Source organism: Streptococcus infantis (genome assembly GCF_000963255.1).
GTDB classification, from domain to species: domain Bacteria; phylum Bacillota; class Bacilli; order Lactobacillales; family Streptococcaceae; genus Streptococcus; species Streptococcus nidrosiense.
The window spans coordinates 56,969-74,918 of sequence record NZ_JYOV01000022.1; the positions used below are offsets into that span (position 1 = coordinate 56,969).

18 protein-coding genes are annotated in these 17,950 nt (G+C 38.6%); all 18 read right to left on the reverse strand.

Features of this window, described 5'->3' with window-relative positions:
• Positions 1-264 precede the first annotated feature (264 nt).
• Complete coding sequence (locus TZ96_RS08820) at positions 265-1,728, reverse strand: restriction endonuclease subunit S (protein ID WP_045763758.1); 1,464 nt, start codon at positions 1,726-1,728, stop codon at positions 265-267.
• Positions 1,725-3,203: a type I restriction-modification system subunit M gene (locus TZ96_RS08825; protein ID WP_045763759.1), complete on the reverse strand. Its 1,479-nt coding sequence runs from the start codon at positions 3,201-3,203 to the stop codon at positions 1,725-1,727. Before TZ96_RS08825 ends, TZ96_RS08820 begins: the two co-directional genes overlap by 4 nt.
• Positions 3,204-3,217: 14 nt before the next feature.
• Complete coding sequence (gene hsdR, locus TZ96_RS08830) at positions 3,218-5,548, reverse strand: EcoAI/FtnUII family type I restriction enzme subunit R (RefSeq protein ID WP_045763760.1); 2,331 nt, start codon at positions 5,546-5,548, stop codon at positions 3,218-3,220.
• A 342-nt stretch (positions 5,549-5,890) separates the two neighbouring features.
• Positions 5,891-7,225 (reverse strand): sensor histidine kinase, encoded by a 1,335-nt coding sequence (locus TZ96_RS08835; RefSeq protein WP_045763761.1) that lies wholly within the window; start codon positions 7,223-7,225, stop codon positions 5,891-5,893.
• Positions 7,218-7,889, reverse strand: coding sequence for a response regulator transcription factor (locus TZ96_RS08840; protein WP_000590623.1), 672 nt, complete (start codon positions 7,887-7,889; stop codon positions 7,218-7,220). Before TZ96_RS08840 ends, TZ96_RS08835 begins: the two co-directional genes overlap by 8 nt.
• A 115-nt stretch (positions 7,890-8,004) precedes the next feature.
• A complete protein-coding gene (locus tag TZ96_RS08845; RefSeq protein ID WP_045763762.1) occupies positions 8,005-10,551 on the reverse strand; it encodes a M1 family metallopeptidase in 2,547 nt (848 codons plus the stop codon).
• 122 nt (positions 10,552-10,673) lie between these two features.
• A complete protein-coding gene (locus TZ96_RS08850; RefSeq protein WP_045763763.1) occupies positions 10,674-11,114 on the reverse strand; it encodes an ASCH domain-containing protein in 441 nt (146 codons plus the stop codon).
• Entirely contained in the window at positions 11,111-11,959 is an 849-nt protein-coding gene (locus TZ96_RS08855; RefSeq protein WP_075230483.1) for a putative PEP-binding protein, read from the reverse strand. Before TZ96_RS08855 ends, TZ96_RS08850 begins: the two co-directional genes overlap by 4 nt.
• Entirely contained in the window at positions 11,937-12,437 is a 501-nt protein-coding gene (locus TZ96_RS08860; protein WP_045763764.1) for an NUDIX hydrolase, read from the reverse strand. Before TZ96_RS08860 ends, TZ96_RS08855 begins: the two co-directional genes overlap by 23 nt.
• 39 nt (positions 12,438-12,476) lie before the next feature.
• Complete coding sequence (locus TZ96_RS08865; RefSeq protein WP_045763765.1) at positions 12,477-13,082, reverse strand: DUF6707 family protein; 606 nt, start codon at positions 13,080-13,082, stop codon at positions 12,477-12,479.
• Between the two features lie 49 nt (positions 13,083-13,131).
• A complete protein-coding gene (locus TZ96_RS08870; RefSeq protein ID WP_052696578.1) occupies positions 13,132-13,503 on the reverse strand; it encodes an Imm51 family immunity protein in 372 nt (123 codons plus the stop codon).
• Between the two features lie 57 nt (positions 13,504-13,560).
• The gene (locus tag TZ96_RS08875) at positions 13,561-13,902 is read right to left on the reverse strand and encodes a DUF7716 domain-containing protein (protein ID WP_045763766.1); all 342 of its coding nucleotides are present in this window, start codon (positions 13,900-13,902) and stop codon (positions 13,561-13,563) included.
• Positions 13,903-13,920: 18 nt separating this feature from the next.
• Positions 13,921-14,340 carry an SMI1/KNR4 family protein gene (locus tag TZ96_RS08880; protein WP_045763767.1) on the reverse strand — a complete coding sequence of 140 codons (420 nt, stop codon included), beginning with the start codon at positions 14,338-14,340 and terminating at the stop codon, positions 13,921-13,923.
• 19 nt (positions 14,341-14,359) lie between these two features.
• Entirely contained in the window at positions 14,360-14,695 is a 336-nt protein-coding gene (locus TZ96_RS08885) for a hypothetical protein (protein ID WP_045763768.1), read from the reverse strand.
• A 36-nt stretch (positions 14,696-14,731) separates the two neighbouring features.
• Entirely contained in the window at positions 14,732-15,430 is a 699-nt protein-coding gene (locus TZ96_RS08890) for a 3-oxoacyl-ACP reductase (RefSeq protein ID WP_045763769.1), read from the reverse strand.
• A complete protein-coding gene (locus tag TZ96_RS08895; protein WP_033584053.1) occupies positions 15,423-15,659 on the reverse strand; it encodes a DUF2829 domain-containing protein in 237 nt (78 codons plus the stop codon). Before TZ96_RS08895 ends, TZ96_RS08890 begins: the two co-directional genes overlap by 8 nt.
• Positions 15,660-15,766: 107 nt before the next feature.
• Positions 15,767-16,801, reverse strand: coding sequence for a DNA/RNA non-specific endonuclease (locus tag TZ96_RS08900; protein WP_045763770.1), 1,035 nt, complete (start codon positions 16,799-16,801; stop codon positions 15,767-15,769).
• A 152-nt stretch (positions 16,802-16,953) separates the two neighbouring features.
• Positions 16,954-17,880, reverse strand: a complete 927-nt coding sequence (locus TZ96_RS08905; RefSeq protein WP_045763771.1) for an aldo/keto reductase — start codon at positions 17,878-17,880, stop codon at positions 16,954-16,956.
• Positions 17,881-17,950 lie beyond the last annotated feature (70 nt).

Genomic DNA, 17,950 nt, shown 5'->3' on the forward strand with positions numbered 1-17,950 from the left:
ATACTTGGTCTACCGCTTTCTAATTCACAGCCTTTTCTCATTTATTTTTACGCTTGGATGATGTTGAGATTGCGATCTTGACTTCAAGATTGTCTAATACTCTTCGAAAATCTCTTCAAACCACGTCAACGTCGCCTTGCCGTACTCAAGTAAAGCCTGCGGCTAGTTTCCTAGTTTGCTTTTTGATTTTCATTGAGTATATGTTTTACGAAAATCCTTTAACTACTAAAAAGACATCCAGCTAGCTAGATGTCTCCGTCAGAGTCATTTCAGTTTTTCAACCAGTGGTAACAGCTCTTCGATTTTCTCAACAATCCGCTTTTGTTCCGCGAGAGGGGGGAGGGGGATGATGGTGTTTGATATATCCCTCATAACCCAATTTTTATTTCCAACTCCTCTCGTATTTTCTTTCGCTTGTATTTGCACCAATGGGGAGTTAATTAAATACTTTAAGAAAATATTACTTATTTTTTTTTGATTAAACTTAAGTAGAGCTACGCTTACAAATAGAGAAAATTCCTTATCAGTATCGACTATAACGGGTATACCAGTAGTACCAACTTTCGTAAGCAAAATATCTCCATATTCTGGATTGCACCTATTGTATAGAACTTTATGCTCTTCCTTTGTAATAAATCTGCATGAAGTGAAATCTAAATTCCCAGAACTTAAATCTTTAACGGAAATAAAAGGAATTCCGTAGTCAGTATATTTTGGGGTGGAATGTGCTCCATCAGTTAATTTATACAAGATCTCACCCAACCTCACCCATTTCCAGGTCTCAGGTATTTCAAAGGGGATTTCGTCCTCTGTGATTTCAGGAAGGGCCTTTTGTTTCTTGAGTTTCCCTTCCTCAATCAGCTTTTTCTTTTCGTCTTGGATGGCTTCAAAAAGCTCTTGACCTGTGCCTTCTTCTGCTCTTTGCTCGGCTAATTTTCCTTGGATAGCTTGTCCAAGGATAGCCTTTTGCATATCAAGAGGGAACTTCTTGTTGAGTTCTTCTAGTCTATTCCAAGCATTTTCATATCTTTCAACCAGTGGCAACAGCTCTTCGATTTTCTCAACAATCCTCTTTTGCTCATCGAGAGGGGGGAGGGGGATGAGTAAATTAATCATAGTATCAGTTCCTACCCTTGGCATTTTTACACCATAAGTAACAGAATTTATTAAAAAATCAACATACGCCGATTTAAGTACGTAAACTATAAATCTGCTGTCACAATAGCCAATCATATCAAATGGTACTAATTCTGACGAACAAACACCTTTATCTGGTGCTATTAAAATCTTTTTTAAATACGGACGAAGTTTACTATAAAGTATCTGTTCTTTTTTAAAAATGATTTTTTCACCGGAAATTTTCCTATCATTTGTCATAACTCGACGGATGATTTTCCCACTCTCTTTTTCAATATCTTCTAAATCCAAAGACCACGTAGGTGTATCAATCTCAGCCACATTTATTTTCTTTTTAGTTTGACTGTATGTAGAAATCTCTCCCAACCTCACCCACTTCCAAGTCTCAGGTATCTCAAAGGGGATTTCGTCTGCTGTGATTTCAGGGAGGGCTTTTTGTTTCTTGAGCTTGCCTTCTTGGATTAGCTTTTGCTTTTCGCTTTGGATAGCTTTATATAGTTCCTCGCCTGTGCCTTCTTCTGCTCTTTGCTCGACTAGTTTTCCTTGGATAGCCTGCTGCAAGATTGCATTTTTTAACTGTTGGGGCGTCATTGAATCTTACCTCCCAACAGTTTTTCTATCTCTTCTAGGACTCGGTCAATTTCTGCATTGAGGCTGGCTCTCTCTTCTTGGTACTCATGGATCAGGTCGTGTGGTGCTAGGATGACTTCTTCTTCATGTGGGTAGCCACATAGATCGAGATTGTAGCCGTACTTTTCCTCTAGCTCTTCTCTGGTAAATTTCTTAGCCTTGTCAAAACCGTCTACTAGGATTTCTTGTCGTTGATGCCACCAAGAGATAACTGGTTCAAAGTGCTCTAACTTCATGGGTTTTGTTTTCGAGAAGTTCTTGTAGCCTTCTGGTTTATCTAGTCGATAAATCCAAGTCTCCTTTGTAGGACCTGTCTTATCAAAGAAAAGAATATTGGTCGTAATTGAAGTATAGGGACTAAAGACACTAGATGGCAAACGGATAATAGTGTGTAGATTAAACTCATTTAATAGTTTCTTTTTGATATTGAGCTTAGCATTATCAGTACCAAATAAAAATCCATCTGGCAGGATGACAGCTGCTCGTCCTTTTTCTTTTAGACGATACATGATAACCGACATGAAAAGGTCTGCCGTTTCAGAGCTTGCTAAATCTGACGGAAAATGACTTTTGACATCCGCTTTCTCCGAACCACCATAAGGAGGGTTCATCAGGATAACATCAAATTTGTCATCATCTGTATAGTCGAGTACATCTCTCAGTAGCGTATTGTCATGATAGATTTGCGGAACATCCAAATCATGAAGGAGCATATTGGTAACCGCCAGCATATAAGGAAATTGTTTCTTTTCGATTCCATAGATAGAAGAAGAATAAGCTTCTTCATCAGCAACTGTCTCTACCTTTTGATGAAGCTCTTTGAGCCAACTTGTGATAAATCCACCTGTACCGCAAGCCAAGTCCGCCATGGTTTCACCGATCTTCGGCTCTATCATCTTAGCCATAAAGTCCGTTACTGCACGAGGTGTATAGAACTCACCACTAGATCCTGCACTTTGTAGTTCTTTTAGGATAGTTTCATAGATTTCTCCAAAGGCATGGCTTTCATTATAATCTCCAAAGTCAATTTCATCAATGACATTGATAACTTGTCTCAGAAGGACTCCGTCTTTCATGTAGTTATTGGCGTCTTGAAAAACTGTCTGAACAATCGCTTTTTTGATTGGGGTCTCACGAGTGACTGCTAAGTTTTTTAGTGTTGGAAAGAGCGTGTTATTGACAAAATTCAATAAATCATCTCCCGTTAGAGCAATTCCAGTCTTATCATCATGCGCCCAGTTAATCCATCGGCATTCATTGGGAATGATGGAGGTGTAATCGTCCTCGTTCATTTCCCAGTCACTTTCTTTTGCGTCGTATACTTTTAGAAAGAGCATCCACGTGATTTGCTCAATTCTTTGGGCATCTCCATTGATACCTGCATCGTTCCGCATAATATCTCGTAATCGTTTTATAAATCCTGATAGATTACTCATTATTAAATCCTTCCTTAGTTATAAATTGCATTTTGTAGTTCTTCTACAGCATGTTTATAGCCTTCTTTTCCTCCAAAGTAACTAGCAATTTTAGATGGCTTACCTAGTTTCATAAAAGGATCTAATCTCAAAACTTCCGTAGTCGTAATTTCTGTAATTCCTTTATTCATATACTTATCAAGCAGTGCTTCTAACACTTCTTTAGCAACTCCATTATAACGACTAAAGAAATCCCGTTTCTTTACATTTTCTGCTCGTTCTTTTCTAGTCAGTGGTTTTTGATTAAAGGCAATATGGCAGATAAAATCAAAATCATCGACTTCTTCCATAGCCTGTTCTTTTTTGAGCTGTTCGATGTCAATCCCACGCTCCAAAAGTATACTTTGTATCTTGTCTTTTTTGAGGTCTTTTCTCCATTCACGAATAAAGGCATCTAGTGTCGCGTATTCACCTCTAATATTTTCTTTGGTATAATCGACAATACTTTCCTGTCTCAGTAACTTACCATTTGTATCATAGACAGAGACTGTTTTGTGAATGATTTCAACTTTGCAACCATTTCTATCAACAATTGGTTTTATAGCAGGAGGATTCGGCGGTGTACCATCTCCACCTTTCTTTGTTTTACCACCTTTAGGATTGTTTTCAGGGTCAAAGTCATCGTCAATTTCGATTGGACCATCCCAGTCTGGATCAGCAAAAAGTCTTGAAACATTTCTAAAGTCCATCACAACAAAGTGAGTCTTTCCTTCTTTTTCACGAAGTCTGGTACCACGACCAATAATTTGCTTAAACTCTGTCATAGACCCAATCATTTCATCTAAAACAATCAGTTTTGTCATCTTACAGTCTGCACCCGTGGACAGAAGTTTAGATGTTGTGGCAATTACGGGATATTTTGCAGACACAGATATAAAGTAATCTAGCTTACTTTTTCCATAATCATCACTGCCTGTAATACGAACACAGTAGTCTGAGTTTTCTTTTACCATATCAGCATTATGGTTGACTAGGGCAATTCTCATTCTTTCAGCAGCTTCTTCTGTTGGGCAAAAAACAATCGTTTTTGCCATACGGTCTGTCGCCTTTAGATATTTTGTAATTTCACTAGCTACTTGATTGGTTCTATCTTCTATGATGATGTTGTAATCATAGTCTGTATTGTTATATAGTCTATCTTCAATGAGGTTTCCAAATTTATCTTTTTGTCCTTTGACTGGTCTCCAACCATCACCAATATCAGTTGTAATATTGATTACCTTAAATGGTGCTAAAAAGCCATCTTCAATCCCTTTTTTAAGAGAGTAGGTATAAATCGGATCGCCAAAATAATTGATATTCGAAACATATTTGGTTTCCTTTGGTGTTGCTGTCATTCCTATCTGTGTAGCAGAAGAAAAGTATTCTAAAATCTTTCTCCATCTAGATTCTTCCTTAGCAGAACCGCGATGACACTCATCTACGATAATGAGGTCAAAGAAATCTGGTCTAAAAAGCTCAGAAAAATGCTCCTTATCGTCCTCTCCAACTAATTGTTGGTATAGTGAAAAATAGACCTGATGAGAAGTAATCGTGCTAGGGTCATCCTTGGCTACGTTAATTCTATGAATGACTTTTTCAAGAGGAGAAAAATCTTGTTGAATAGACTGATCGACTAAGATATTTCTATCCGCCAAATATAAGATTTTTCTTTTCATCCCACTTTGAAGCAGTCTGTAGACGATTTGAAATGCAGTATAGGTTTTTCCTGTTCCAGTCGCCATCACAAGCAATAATCTATCTTTTCCTGATGCAATTTTCTCAACGGTTCTGTTTACTGCAACTCTTTGATAATATCTAGGAGGGTAAGAGTTCATACTTGAGAAGTAAGGTTGATCAATGATTTTTTCTTCTTGTGAACTTAACCCTTCTCCATTATTCGATTCCGCCTTATATCTATTTATGAGCTCTTCTTCAGTAGGAAACTCATCCAAAGAAAGTTCTCGTTCTTTTCCAGTTAAAAAATCATGCTCAAAAAAACCATCTCCATTGGAACTATATGCAAAAGGAACATCAAGCATTTCAGAATAGGTCATGGCTTGTTGTAAGCCGAACGACATACTATGCTTATTGTCTTTTGCTTCTACAATAGCAATTGGTTTATTAGGATTTAGATACAGTACATAATCTGCTTTCTTTGGTTTTTCTCTAGAAATTAAATTCCCACGGAGATTAATTTTACCATCTGTTATTTTTGTCTCCATGGTAATTTTATCTCTATCCCATTTAGAGACGATAGCAGGGCTAATATAATGAAATTTTATGTCTTCTTCTGTCATTTCTTTCTTTGTTAGAATTGTACTCATTTTATATTTGCTCCTTGCTATTATTTATAGCATCTATTCCGGTGATATCGATAACAGATTATTTGTTTAAGTCATGAATCTATTACCAAATACTTGCCATTATTCATCGCACGTAATTATAATGCTACCTCAAAATTTAAAAGTATCTCATAAACTATCCATCTTATTTTATCATAATTACAGGTTTTTCAAAATACCATATTGAAGTTCCCAATCTATAAAATTAAAAGAAAAGGTTAATCAGTAGACGATTCTACCAATTAACCTTTTTCCTCTTAAAGCATTTTAATTACATTTGATGTCTTTAGACCTTAACTGAACAGTCCTCTGGGACTGTCTTTTTTATTTATTTTTACGCTTGGATGGTGTTTGGATAGCGATTTTTACTTCAAAAATCGTACCATGTGGTTTGTTATCCTTAACACTGATTGTTCCTTTTAAGGCATCGACAATCTGTTTAGCTAAGGACAAACCTAACCCAAAGCCACCTTTTTGGCGAGTACGAGCTTTGTCAACTCGATAAAAGCGATCAAAAATTTTCTTTTTATCTGCTGCAGAAATACCAATTCCATCATCAGCTACTGACAAATAGAGATTACGCTCCGTCGTAGCAATGACAAAATGAATATCTCCTTCTTCTTCTGTGTACTTGACAGCATTGTCAAACAAGATAGTCATCAGCTGCTTAAGAAGCAGCTTATCTGTTATGATGGTCCGATGGATGCGATTTTCAAAATGAAAAGCACGGTTATTTTCAGACGCAATCATTTCGTAGTTGGTAAAGGTTGTGTTAAAGAAGTCTGGCTCTACCTCTCCTAACTCCGGTTTAATACCGTCATCACGACGAGCTAAATTGAGGAGATTCGTCGTTAAAAAGCGCATATTACGAACTTCTTCTAGACTGGAGGCAATACTCTCACTTGACTCCATAATGGTTGCCTCAGGTTTTCTGAAAAGAGTTTCTAGACGATTTTGAAGAACAGCCAGTGGAGTTCGTAACTCATGACTGGCATTTTCCACAAAGCTCTGTTGCTTTTGCATGCTCTCAAGTAAAGGTTTAACACTGACACGCGCAAGATAAAGGCTGGCAAGTATGGATAAAATCCAGAAGCTGGCCATGACTACCACGATTAATTGCTCATGGTTTTGACTGATTTGCTCTATCTGACTGGTATTTATCAAAACTGCTGCATACTTAATATTGGTCGAGACAGAATCGATATTTATTTCAGATAGAATCACTCGGTAAATCTCATCCTGACCGTAACTATTCTGAACATGAAGTTGTCGAATATGATTCAAATCCTTTTTATTAAAAGTAATCTTGTCAAGACCTAAAAAGCGGTTGCCAGTCACTAATTGATTCAAATTTGAATCCAACAAAATCACTTCTGTATTGGAACTGACCGTTGGTTTTTTATCCGTTGATGGAGGAACGGATTGACTATTGAAATCTTTGACTTCATCTGTTGCTCGATTAACAGCCAACTGGATGACATCTTGAGGATTGCCACTGAGAGACAGAAGCTTCTCATCAACCGATGTGTAGAGACTGGAGTGCATAACCTGCAAGATAATCAAGGTCATAGCAGAGAAAATCAGAGTAAATACTCCAAAGTTACGGATAAAGTAGCTAAAATCTTCTGCATACCAATTCTTTTTTAATTTATTAAACATGTTTTAAAATATACCCAACACTACGCAAGGTTTGGAGGTTTTCAGCAAAGACTGATCCCTTTAATTTCTTACGAACTTTTGATACGTAAACCTCTACGACAGAGATAGTTGTATCACTATCGAATCCCCATAAACGGTCAAAAATCTGGGTTTTGGGTAAGATAACATTTTGATTTTGGAGGAAATAAACCAAGAGATCAAATTCTTTACCCAATAATTCAACAGCAGTCTCATTGACTTTAACCTCATTAGTAGAGAGATTGACAGTCAAATCACCATAGGAAAGGGTATTTTCATTGAACTTACCAGAACGTTTAAGCAAGGCCTGGATACGCATCTTGAGTTCTTCTAGATAGAATGGTTTTGTCAGATAATCATCCGCCCCAAGTTCAAATCCATGTCCTTTGTCATCGAGACTTTCCTTGGCTGTCATGATCAGAACAGGAGTCGAAATACCTTTTTCACGCAATTCTTTCAAGACTTGGAATCCATTTTTTTCAGGCAACATCAAGTCCAATAGAATCAAATCATATACGCCACTTTCAGCCTCATAAAGACCTTCTTCTCCATCAAAAACTTGCATGACATCAGCAAAATCATCCAAGAAATCAAAGACTGAATTTGACAGGCCTAGGTCATCTTCCACTAATAGAATTTTGATCATCAAAAATTCCTCCTTATTATACCTATTATAGCAAAAATATCTTAAAAAAAACTCAACTTCCCTTGTTTTTCCAAGAGAAAGTTGAGTTTTTGTCATCTATTTAGACTAGAATCTTTTAAACTTTGCTATATTGAGCTACAACTGCTTCAACTGCTGCTTTTTCACGCTTAATCAATTCAACGCGAGCTGCGATATCCTTAATTCCCATGCGGATATTACGGCTAAGGGCAAGGTCAGAAAGTTGTGGTTCATAGAATGCCTTGTATTCTGCCAAGCGTTGCTCTGTTTTAAAGATATGTGATGGGAAGATGACAAAGCTGTCAAAACTCATATCACCACCAAGAGCTGCCTTAATCCAATCCCAGTTTTCACGTGCCCACACCCATACAGTTTCTTGAGTTGCTTGGTGTCCTAGGAATTGGAGATACCATGCTGAAAGATCCTGTGGTTTCACGACAAATTTGTCCTTCCAAGTTGCAAGCAGTGTTTGGATGTTCTCTGCATCTGTTGCATAAGCAAGGGCTGCTGCCAATTGGCGTTTAAAGGCGGCATCTGTCGCATGAGTATAAAGATCGAGATAAGTTGCGACCAATTCCTTAGTCTCATGGTGTTTCATTTCATTGATGAGAACTTGTGAACGAATAGCTGCTGGAAGTCCTGAAAGATTATCCTTGTGGGCTGCAAAAATTTGGCTAGCAACTTGACTGGCTTCCTCGTCATTTGAACGAATCATCATGGAAATTGTCAATTGACGAACCAATTCATCCTCATCAGATTCACCCTCTTTAGCTTCAAAACCAAGTCGGTCATAGTTGTAACGAGCCAGTTTAGCAATAAGGGCTTTAAAGGCTTTTTCTGCCTCTGTTCCTTCATCAATGAAGCGTTCAAGGGCTGTAATAACTTGAGAAACTGCAGCAACAACTAGGTAAGATTCTTCTTGTGCCAATTGATCCACTACTGGAAGCAAGTCTGCGTATGAAATGTGACCAGCTTCAGCTAGCAAACGACGTTCTTGAACAATTTGAAGTTTACTTGTGTTATCAAGTTCTACTAATTCTGAAAGAACAGCATCAAGCAAGTCGCCTTGATAATCTGTAATATAGTGGGCAGTATTTTCAGTGTTAAGACGAAGGGCTCCTTTGTTTTCAGCAAGAAGAGCTGCATAACCTGGAATTTCGATGCTTTCAGTTTCAAGTGTATCTGGTAATCCTTTCCAGTTGCTGTTAAGTGGCACTACCCAAAGACGGTTCTTGTCTTCATGTTCACCGATGAAGAATTGTTTTTGTGAAATCTTCAACACATCATTTTCAACTGTAGCAGTAAGGACTGGATAACCAGGCTGCTCCAACCAAGAATCCATGAAGGCTGCTACATCACGACCAGATGCCTGTCCGAGTGCATTCCAAAGGTCACGTCCAATAGTATTTCCGTATTGATGTTTTTCAAAGTAAGCATGCAAACCTTTAGCAAAATCAGCATCTCCTAACCAACGGCGAAGCATGTGCATGAGACGGCTTCCTTTGGCATAAACAATAGCACCATCGAAGAGCGTATTGATTTCATCGGGGTGGCTAACTTCAACGTGGACAGATTGAACGCCATCTGTCGCATCACGTTTAAGAGCAGCTGGCACTCCACTTGTTTGGAAATCTTCAAAGATATTCCAACTTGGCTCGATGGCATCCACACAGACGTATTCCATCATATTCGCGAAACTTTCATTGAGCCAGAGGTCATCCCACCACTTCATAGTCACAAGGTTACCAAACCATTGGTGAGCAAGCTCATGGGCAATAACTAGAGCAACTTGTTGACGGCTGGCAAAGGTAGAGTTTTCATCCACAACCAAGTAAACTTCACGGTAAGTTACCAGACCCCAGTTTTCCATAGCACCTGCTGAGAAGTCAGGAAGGGCGATGTGGAGAGATTGAGGAATTGGGTACTTGACTCCGTAGTAATCTTCGTAAAACTCGATTGAACGAACAGCGATATCCAGTGAGAAATCAAGGTTTGAAAGTGGATGCGCCTTAGTTGAGTATACACCTACCAAAGTACCATTTTTTGTCTTAGCAGTTACCCCTTGCAAATCACCAGCAACGAAAGCTAGCAAGTAAGAAGACATACGTGGAGTTGTCTCAAATTTCCAGATACCAGTTTCCTTGCGGTTTTCAACATCAATCTCTGGCATGTTAGACAAGGCCAATTCACCTTCTGCTTGGTCAAAGCGAAGAGCTAGGTCAAAGGTTGCTTTGGCTTCTGGCTCATCCACACATGGGAAGGCTTCACGAGCAAAGTGACTTTCAAACTGAGTTGACAAAACTTCTTTCTTAACACCATCAACTGTATAGTATGATGGATAGATTCCTGTCATGTTGTCTGTGATTTTACCTGAAAATGCTAGAACCAATTCAACTGAACCAGCTTCTGCAAGTTCGATATGAAGAGCTTCGTTTTCATTATCAACTGTAAATGGACGAGCTTGGCCTGCTACTTCAACAGAAGCAATCTCCAAGTCTTTTTGGTGAAGGGAAATACGGTCACTTTTAGCTTGACCAGTAATAGTTACATTTCCTGAAAAAGTCTTGGTCTCACGACTCAAGTCTAAAAACAAATCATAATGTTCAGGAACAAATTTTTCAATATAATGTTCTACTGCTTGCATCATTTTCTCCTATTCTAAATTTCTGAGCAAATGCTCTAGTTCAAACATACCTATTTTATCATATTTTAAGTCAGAAAAAAGCTTTGGACGGTGATTTCCAAAACTTTCTTCCTTCTAGTAGTCTACAGAGGGTAGACCTTGCGAAATTCTTCTAAAACAACCTTGCTGTCAGGTGTAAAAGTCAAACCTGCTTCTCCTAACCAGTCTTTGAAAAAGTCTTCATGAACCTGACGCCAGTAGGCTAAAGATTTGTCTCCCTCACCTTCCTTGTAGGCATGGTCGGCTGAAACCTGATGGAAAGGCTGAACGGAAACCTTTGTAATTTCGACGATGCAAACAGCTTGATCCTTACTGTCTAAAATAACATCAAAAGTTCCTTCTTGTGGAAGAGGTTCGTCCTCTACTGCGTAAAGATCGTAAGCTGAGGCAGTTGCTGTTTTTTCGCCTGTAAACACCAGATCCGCTAAAAGGTCTGGATCCACTCCAAAGGCCCAGGCGTCTATCTCATCTCCGATAGAGGGGTTGATTTGCTTGTAGGCATTCCACATTTCTTGAGGTGTCATAGGTTGCTCCTTTTTATTTTTTTACTTTCTTCTTTTACACGTTTGAGATGATATGGATGGTCAATCTCTAAATTAAAAATCTCTGGAATAGAACTGTAGTGGATCATGCATTTGATATCCATCTGATTCATTCTTTGCATGAAAGAAGCATTCAGATATCCTGCCACGGCGAAATCTATCTTTTTCATCCTTGCTTTATCCTGCATCTGTCTCAGCATTTCTAACATAATGGGACTTTCCATATCATGCCATTGACTGTTCCTCACAGTCGCAAAAACAAAAGAAGTCAAATCATTCATTCCCACTACAATCTTTGAAATACCAGTTTCCAGTATCCTGTCCAAGTCAAAATAAGCTGATGGTAATTCAATCATTGTTCCAACTTTTCCAGTAAAACCATGTTCACGCAATACTCTAATAGCTTGTTTTAACTGTTCAGCATCATTGACAAAAGGAAAAATAACAGACAGATTGAGATTGGTTTGATAAACTTCTGTAACAACATGTGCTTCAGCATGAAATTCATCCAAACACGCCAGTAAACGCCTAATTCCTCTATATCCAAATAAGGGGTGGCGTTCATCAAAATACTCTTTAGTCCCGTCTAGACTATTTGCTTCTGCATTTGTTAACTCTGAAAAGCGATACCAGACTTCTTCATCTGAGTATAAATGGCAAATAGTGTCTAGATAATCTTTTACAAATTGCTGACAACTTTTTAGCAGTATATTTTGACTGATCTCCCTCACCAAATATTCCCCACGAATCATGCCGACGTGGTGCAATAGTTGTGGGTAAACTTTTTCAACAATTCTTTCGCCACTAAGAGCCAGTTGATTTTGCATGTTTTACCTTCCAATTCTTATAGCTTGTCATGTCCAATTCTGGAAATCCTCGTAACTCTGCCTTCACCTTCAATACTAAGGGGGAGGCATTTTCTTCGGTAATCTGCTCAAGAGGAAGCCAAATTGCCTTTGCTGAATCATTGTTTCCGTCAAGAACTTCATGAGGAAGGGATTTTTGAGAGCGTTCTAAATCAAGTACTATATCATAAAAGGCCATGATATGATGTACTGCAAAGTCTTGCCCCTCTTCTTGAACCATTACATCATAAATCCTAGGATTTGAATAACTGCTAAGAGTATAGCCTGTCTCTTCCAAAACTTCTCTCTTGAGGGTTTCTGTCAACCCTTCACCTGCTTCCTGACTACCACCAGGTAAATCAAAACGATGCTGATAAGGCCCTCTCGTTTTCTCAATGCAGAGTAATTTTCCTTTCTCATAGCAAATGCCATAGACACCAAAGTGATTTTTGATTTCCATATTCCACTCTTTCTAAAAGTCAAAGATTTCTAGCTCACCTTATCCCTTAAAAGGAAAGAGGCTATAGATTTCATGTTCCTTGATATACTTCTTCAGTATCTCCATATTCTCTTCTATTTTTGCCTGGATATCTGTCTCTTCACACGTTGACTCAGCAATAAAGAGGTGAATCTTCAATAAATCTGTCAAGTATAGCAGACGACGTTCCATTTCTGATTCAGGACTTGAAGCTTGCTTAATTTTTGCAAGCTTTTGCTCCAAGCTATCACCATTCAAAAATCTCTGATGAACTCTCCTTCTTATTTTTTGAGTGGATTCCTCCCCTTGTTCTAACGGAGACAAAAGGAGTTTTTTATAGGCAGATAGCTTATTTTCTGTTTCTCTTTCCATATAGGCCAATAAAACCAGAGAACTATCAACAAAGGTCCAAGTGTTATAATTCCCTTCAAATGGGACTTGTATGACATTCTCCAATAATTTCTTAGCAATTTCTTCTTGACCATCTAGATAAAGTAGATAGGCCAGATGATTCAGCGATTCGAGATAGCTAGATTGAGTTTTCTTATTCTTTTTTAAAATTTTATCTAAATAGAGATGTAGGTCTGGATGTTTTTCCAGTTGTTCAACTACTTCTGGTAGCTTCATTTGAAATCCTTTCTATTCTTTTTTAAAAATTTAAAGAGATTTTAGTCAACTAATCCAACTCTGCTCGACTGAACAAGTCTTTCATAGTGTTGATATCATCACAAAACTCTTTAAAGCCAAGAGCAAATCTAGCCAAAGCGTCCACCTTGGAAGAATAGGCGCAAAACATACTTCCTTCAGGATCAAAGTCGATAGCTTCGCTTAATTCAGGCATTTTCTCCTCCAAAAATACCAAAGCTAAAGATGTCCAATCGTAGCCATTTCCTTCAAATCCCTCCTCTTCTCGAGTATCAAACACTTCCTGTCTGTATTCTCCATCAGGGTAATAAATGAGCGACCCTCGAACATTTTTAGGATCCTCATCATATACAAGCAGGTTAAAAGGGGCAATTATTTCATTTATGTTTTTGTAATCCATCATTTCTTAACTCCTTATGAAAACGTTTATTGGTAACGGAACTTCATAAATCTAGGAAAGCTAATCAGAATCAAAAAGCATAAAACTATCATGCTGATGGTAATATTTCAAAGCCTCGACCAAGTCTTGGGGACTTGCATCTGGCTTTTCCTCAAGTGCTACGGAAATAACGTCAATCAACTGCTCTCCATAGTAGACTAGCTGGAGATCTTGCTCCGCTACATCCGTCGGATAGACATCAGAGTCTTCCACGACATCCGGATAATTTGATACCCAATAGGACCTAGCTAGTGCTAGTTCTCCATTCTCCTTGCCATAGAGGCAAAAATCATCTGAAGAAGACTCGTTCACGCGCATCTGCTCAATTATCTGCTCTAGTGAAAGTTCTTGGTATTTCTGCATCTCTTCTTCTTTTTAGTCTTATTCTTCAACAAAAGAATTCAAAAATTCTTCAAAAGACGGCCATTGACCATACAACTCGGCTGTTTCTTCTAGAACATAGAAATACACCTTGCCAAAGTCCTCTTCCCTTAGTGAAAGAGCATAATTGCCAGATCCAGGATCATAGGCAAAATGGAGAAGATCTGCGCCCTTAAATCCCTCAGGCACAGCCTCATCGTCAAACCATGTAAGAGACTTCTTCATCTCCTCAAGTGAATTAAAGGAATTGAAAGGAAATAAATGACGGTCATCGTGAACACCCCTTACTTGGGGCTGACCACCGTTGTGCTTGAGATAAAAGCCCAACATAGTTTTTGGCAATTTCTTCCCAAGAATCTCCTCAAATTGTAAAAAATCTTCTTTTGAAATCGGTGAATCTTCATCAAGCATCCTAAACATGATTACTCCCTTCAGTTTTCTACAATTCTTCTTTTAGTACCTTGTCAATAAAGTCATAGACTGTAGTAGCAACTTTTTGCATTTCTAAGGAGCCTAAAGCACCCAGGTCATTTTCATAAATGCAATCATCAGAATTTTTCTTGATAAAGTAAGCCAAATCTCCTTCCTGTCCAATCATAAAGTAATCTGGCTCTACTTCCTCAATCTGATAAGTCTCATTTCGCTCTTGAAGATCCTCCTTAGCATACAAACAGATGCCTGAATCTCCAATTTCATATGGGTCAATCTCTTCCCACTCTGATAAAAACTGATAGTAGAGATTGGGCAAGACAAATCCAAACTCATCTCTTTTCATAGCTTACCTCCACATATTTATAGAATAGCAACTATGCTACTTCAAAGACCAACCACCATCAATAGTGAGAATTTGCCCCTGCATGGCGCTTGCTTTTCCACCTGCTAAAAAGAGGCTGACTTCTGCCACTTCCTCTGGCTCAATCCAGCGTTTGATGGGTGTTTCACTGGCTACCCAGTCTGCCAGACCACCTGGTTCAAAATCAGCTGCGGTCATACCAGTCTTAACTGCACCAGGAGCAATGCCAAAGACCTGAATCCCAGCTTCTGCATAGTCTAGAGCTAATTGTTTGGTAAAGCCTGCCAAGGCATGTTTGGACGAGGTATAGGCGTGACCACCCCCGCCTGCTAGACTTGAGGCAATGGAACACATATTGATAATGATTCCCTTCTTATTCTCTAGCATTTGCGTCAAATAATAACGAGTCAGCTCTACTGGAGTCACATAGTTGATTTCAAAAATCTCTTGGATTTCTTGGGCGGATTGTTCTAGTAAGGGCTTGTAGTCATCCAATACACCTGCCGTATTACATAAAATATCCACCTGAGGGCACCAGTCAAAAATTGGTTCCAAGTCAAGCGTTAAATCACGTTGTAGAAAGTGAAAGTCGCCTTGTAAGGCAGGCTTTTCACCCTGATCCACTCCGAAAACCTGATAACCTTTTTCTAAAAATAGGCGAGCTTGTGCCAGACCAATCCCTGAACTAACGCCCGTAACTAAGACACGTTTAGTCATGGACTTCAACCCAATCCGTCGCTAGGATATCACATGGTGTCGGACTCCACATGGAAAAACCTTCCCCTTCTCCAGATACGTTGATGAGGAAATAGGGTGTCACTTCAAGAGCGACCCCGTTTTGCTCGATAGTGTCAAAAAGTTGGACATAGTTTTCAGCCCCACCCCAGCCAGTACGTACATATTTTTTCTTAGCCTTTAGTCCAGGCAAAATTTCTTCAAATGTCATGTTTTTCTCCTTTGTTATCTATGAATCTTAATTTAATTATAACAAAAAACCGTTTTCCAACGGTTTTTTGACTGTGATTATTCTGATTTATATAGCTTGAAAAACTATCACCATTGCAACCCAGCTTCTATGATTTCCTTTCTAGAGGCATACTTCCCATTTGGTCGGTGCCATCTTCCTTTTCTATCTCTAAAGTAGCCACCTGTATTACTACTTTGTGCTTCTTCTTCTGCTGGTGCTGGTGCTTCAGTTTCCTGCTGTGTCTGTTCTTCTTTAGTCTTCTCTTCAGCTTCTTTTTTTGCTTTTTCTTGTGCTTCTTTTTCTTCAGCTTCTTTCTTGGCCTTTTCCTCGGCTGCCTTAAGCTCTGCAGCGCGTTCTTCAGCTGACTTGACCGTATTCTTTGCAGTACCATCTGCATAATTTATTTCAGCATTGACTGAAACGTTATCCAAGGCGACATGGGTTACGGAATACTTATCAATTTTTTCCTTGCTACTACCTAATTTAATTTCAAGCAAATTCCCATCCTTATCAATTCCTACATACTGTAAGATAATCTGTCTTGGAATCAATTCATTATCCTTATAGACAGCTGTCACCTTATAGTCAAGATAATAGTTTGGATGATTTGCAAGCCACGAATCTAGTCCATTTTCATAATAGAGCATGCTACTTTGATTTTTGTCATCCGTTCCAGTAAAAGCACCTGTATTTAACCAAGCTGTCATAGGAACTAGATTTCGGCCTTCATCGTTGAGTCCGCTAAATTGATAACCAACTAAATGACCGCGATTCATCAGCCAAGCCTCTTTAGAACCATCTCCGTAGTAAAATTTATAGTTATGCCATCCAACTGGATCAAAGGTTAATTTAGCTTCTCTCTTTTCTTGAGGCTCATCACTATCTTTTAGCTGAATGTGAGCATAAGTTGCACGGGATTTTGAATCGAGTTCCCCGAGTTCTAGCTGCTTTTCATTTTTAAAAGTAAGTAAGCCAGCTTCCTTGTATAACTTTGTATTATCCTGCGTAGTCTGTTTAGTCGTTACAGGTTCAGTTACTTTTGCATTTTCCTTATGTTTCGAGCAACCAACTGATGTCAGCAACGAGAGTAAAACAACAGAAGTCAAAACTATTCTTTTCATTCTATATTCTCCTAAATTATTAAAATATTTATTATATTGTTATTTTATGCCATTTTATCATTTATAGTTTGTATTTTCAAACAATTATATAAATTTTTAAAACAAAAAGAGCGAGATAGAATCTCGCTCTTGAATGGATTACATTTTAATTTCTACGGCAAATCATTCCCTGCTGATAGGTAAATCTCATACCATTCTTTTCGAGTTAGATTAACATTACTTGCTTGGCTTGCTTCTATCAAATGTTTAGGGTTAGTTGTTCCTACTACTGCCTGCATCTTAGCTGGATAACGTAACACCCAAGCAATAGCAATAGCTGATTGGCTTACACCGTATTTTAAGGCTAATCGATTTAGGACTTGGTTTAGTTGTTTGAACTTCTCATTGCCGACAAAATTCCCTTTGAAATATCCGAACTGCAAGACTGACCAGGCCTGAATAACCATGTCGTTTAATTTGCAGTATTCAAAGACGCTACCATCACGCAAAGCTGCCTTGTCACCTTCCATATTGACATGGAAACCTGATTCAAATCCTGGCGTGAAAGCTGCGCTTAGTTGTAATTGATTGATAGATAAAGGTTGTTTGACCTCTTTCTTCAGTAATTCCATCATCATAGGATTTTGGTTGGACACACCAAAGTCTCGAACTTTACCTGATTTGTGTAGAATATCAAAGGCTTGAGCTACTTGATCAGCTTCCATCAAGGCATCTGGGCGATGGAGAAGCAAGCTATCTAGGTAATCAACCTGCAATCGTTGTAGAATCCCATCAACTGACTCTAAAATATAATCTTTTGAAAAATCAAAATAGGTAAATTCTTCTATGCGAATGCCACACTTAGACTGAATCCACATCTTTTCTCGCAGGTCAGGACGATTGTTTAACACTTGACCTAGTAATTCTTCGCACCGACCACGACCATAGATATCTGCCAAGTCAAAGGCGTTGATTCCCACAGATAGGGCTGTTTCTACCAGCTCCTCCACTTCTTTGACCGACTTGTCACTGATTCGCATCATTCCTAGAACGATTTCTGATATTTCTTTTTTCTCTTGACCAAATGGAATGTATCTCATGGCAAATTCCTCCGTTTTTCTTCATTATAAAGCAGAATGACACTTTTATCAACTGATATCTCACAAAAGA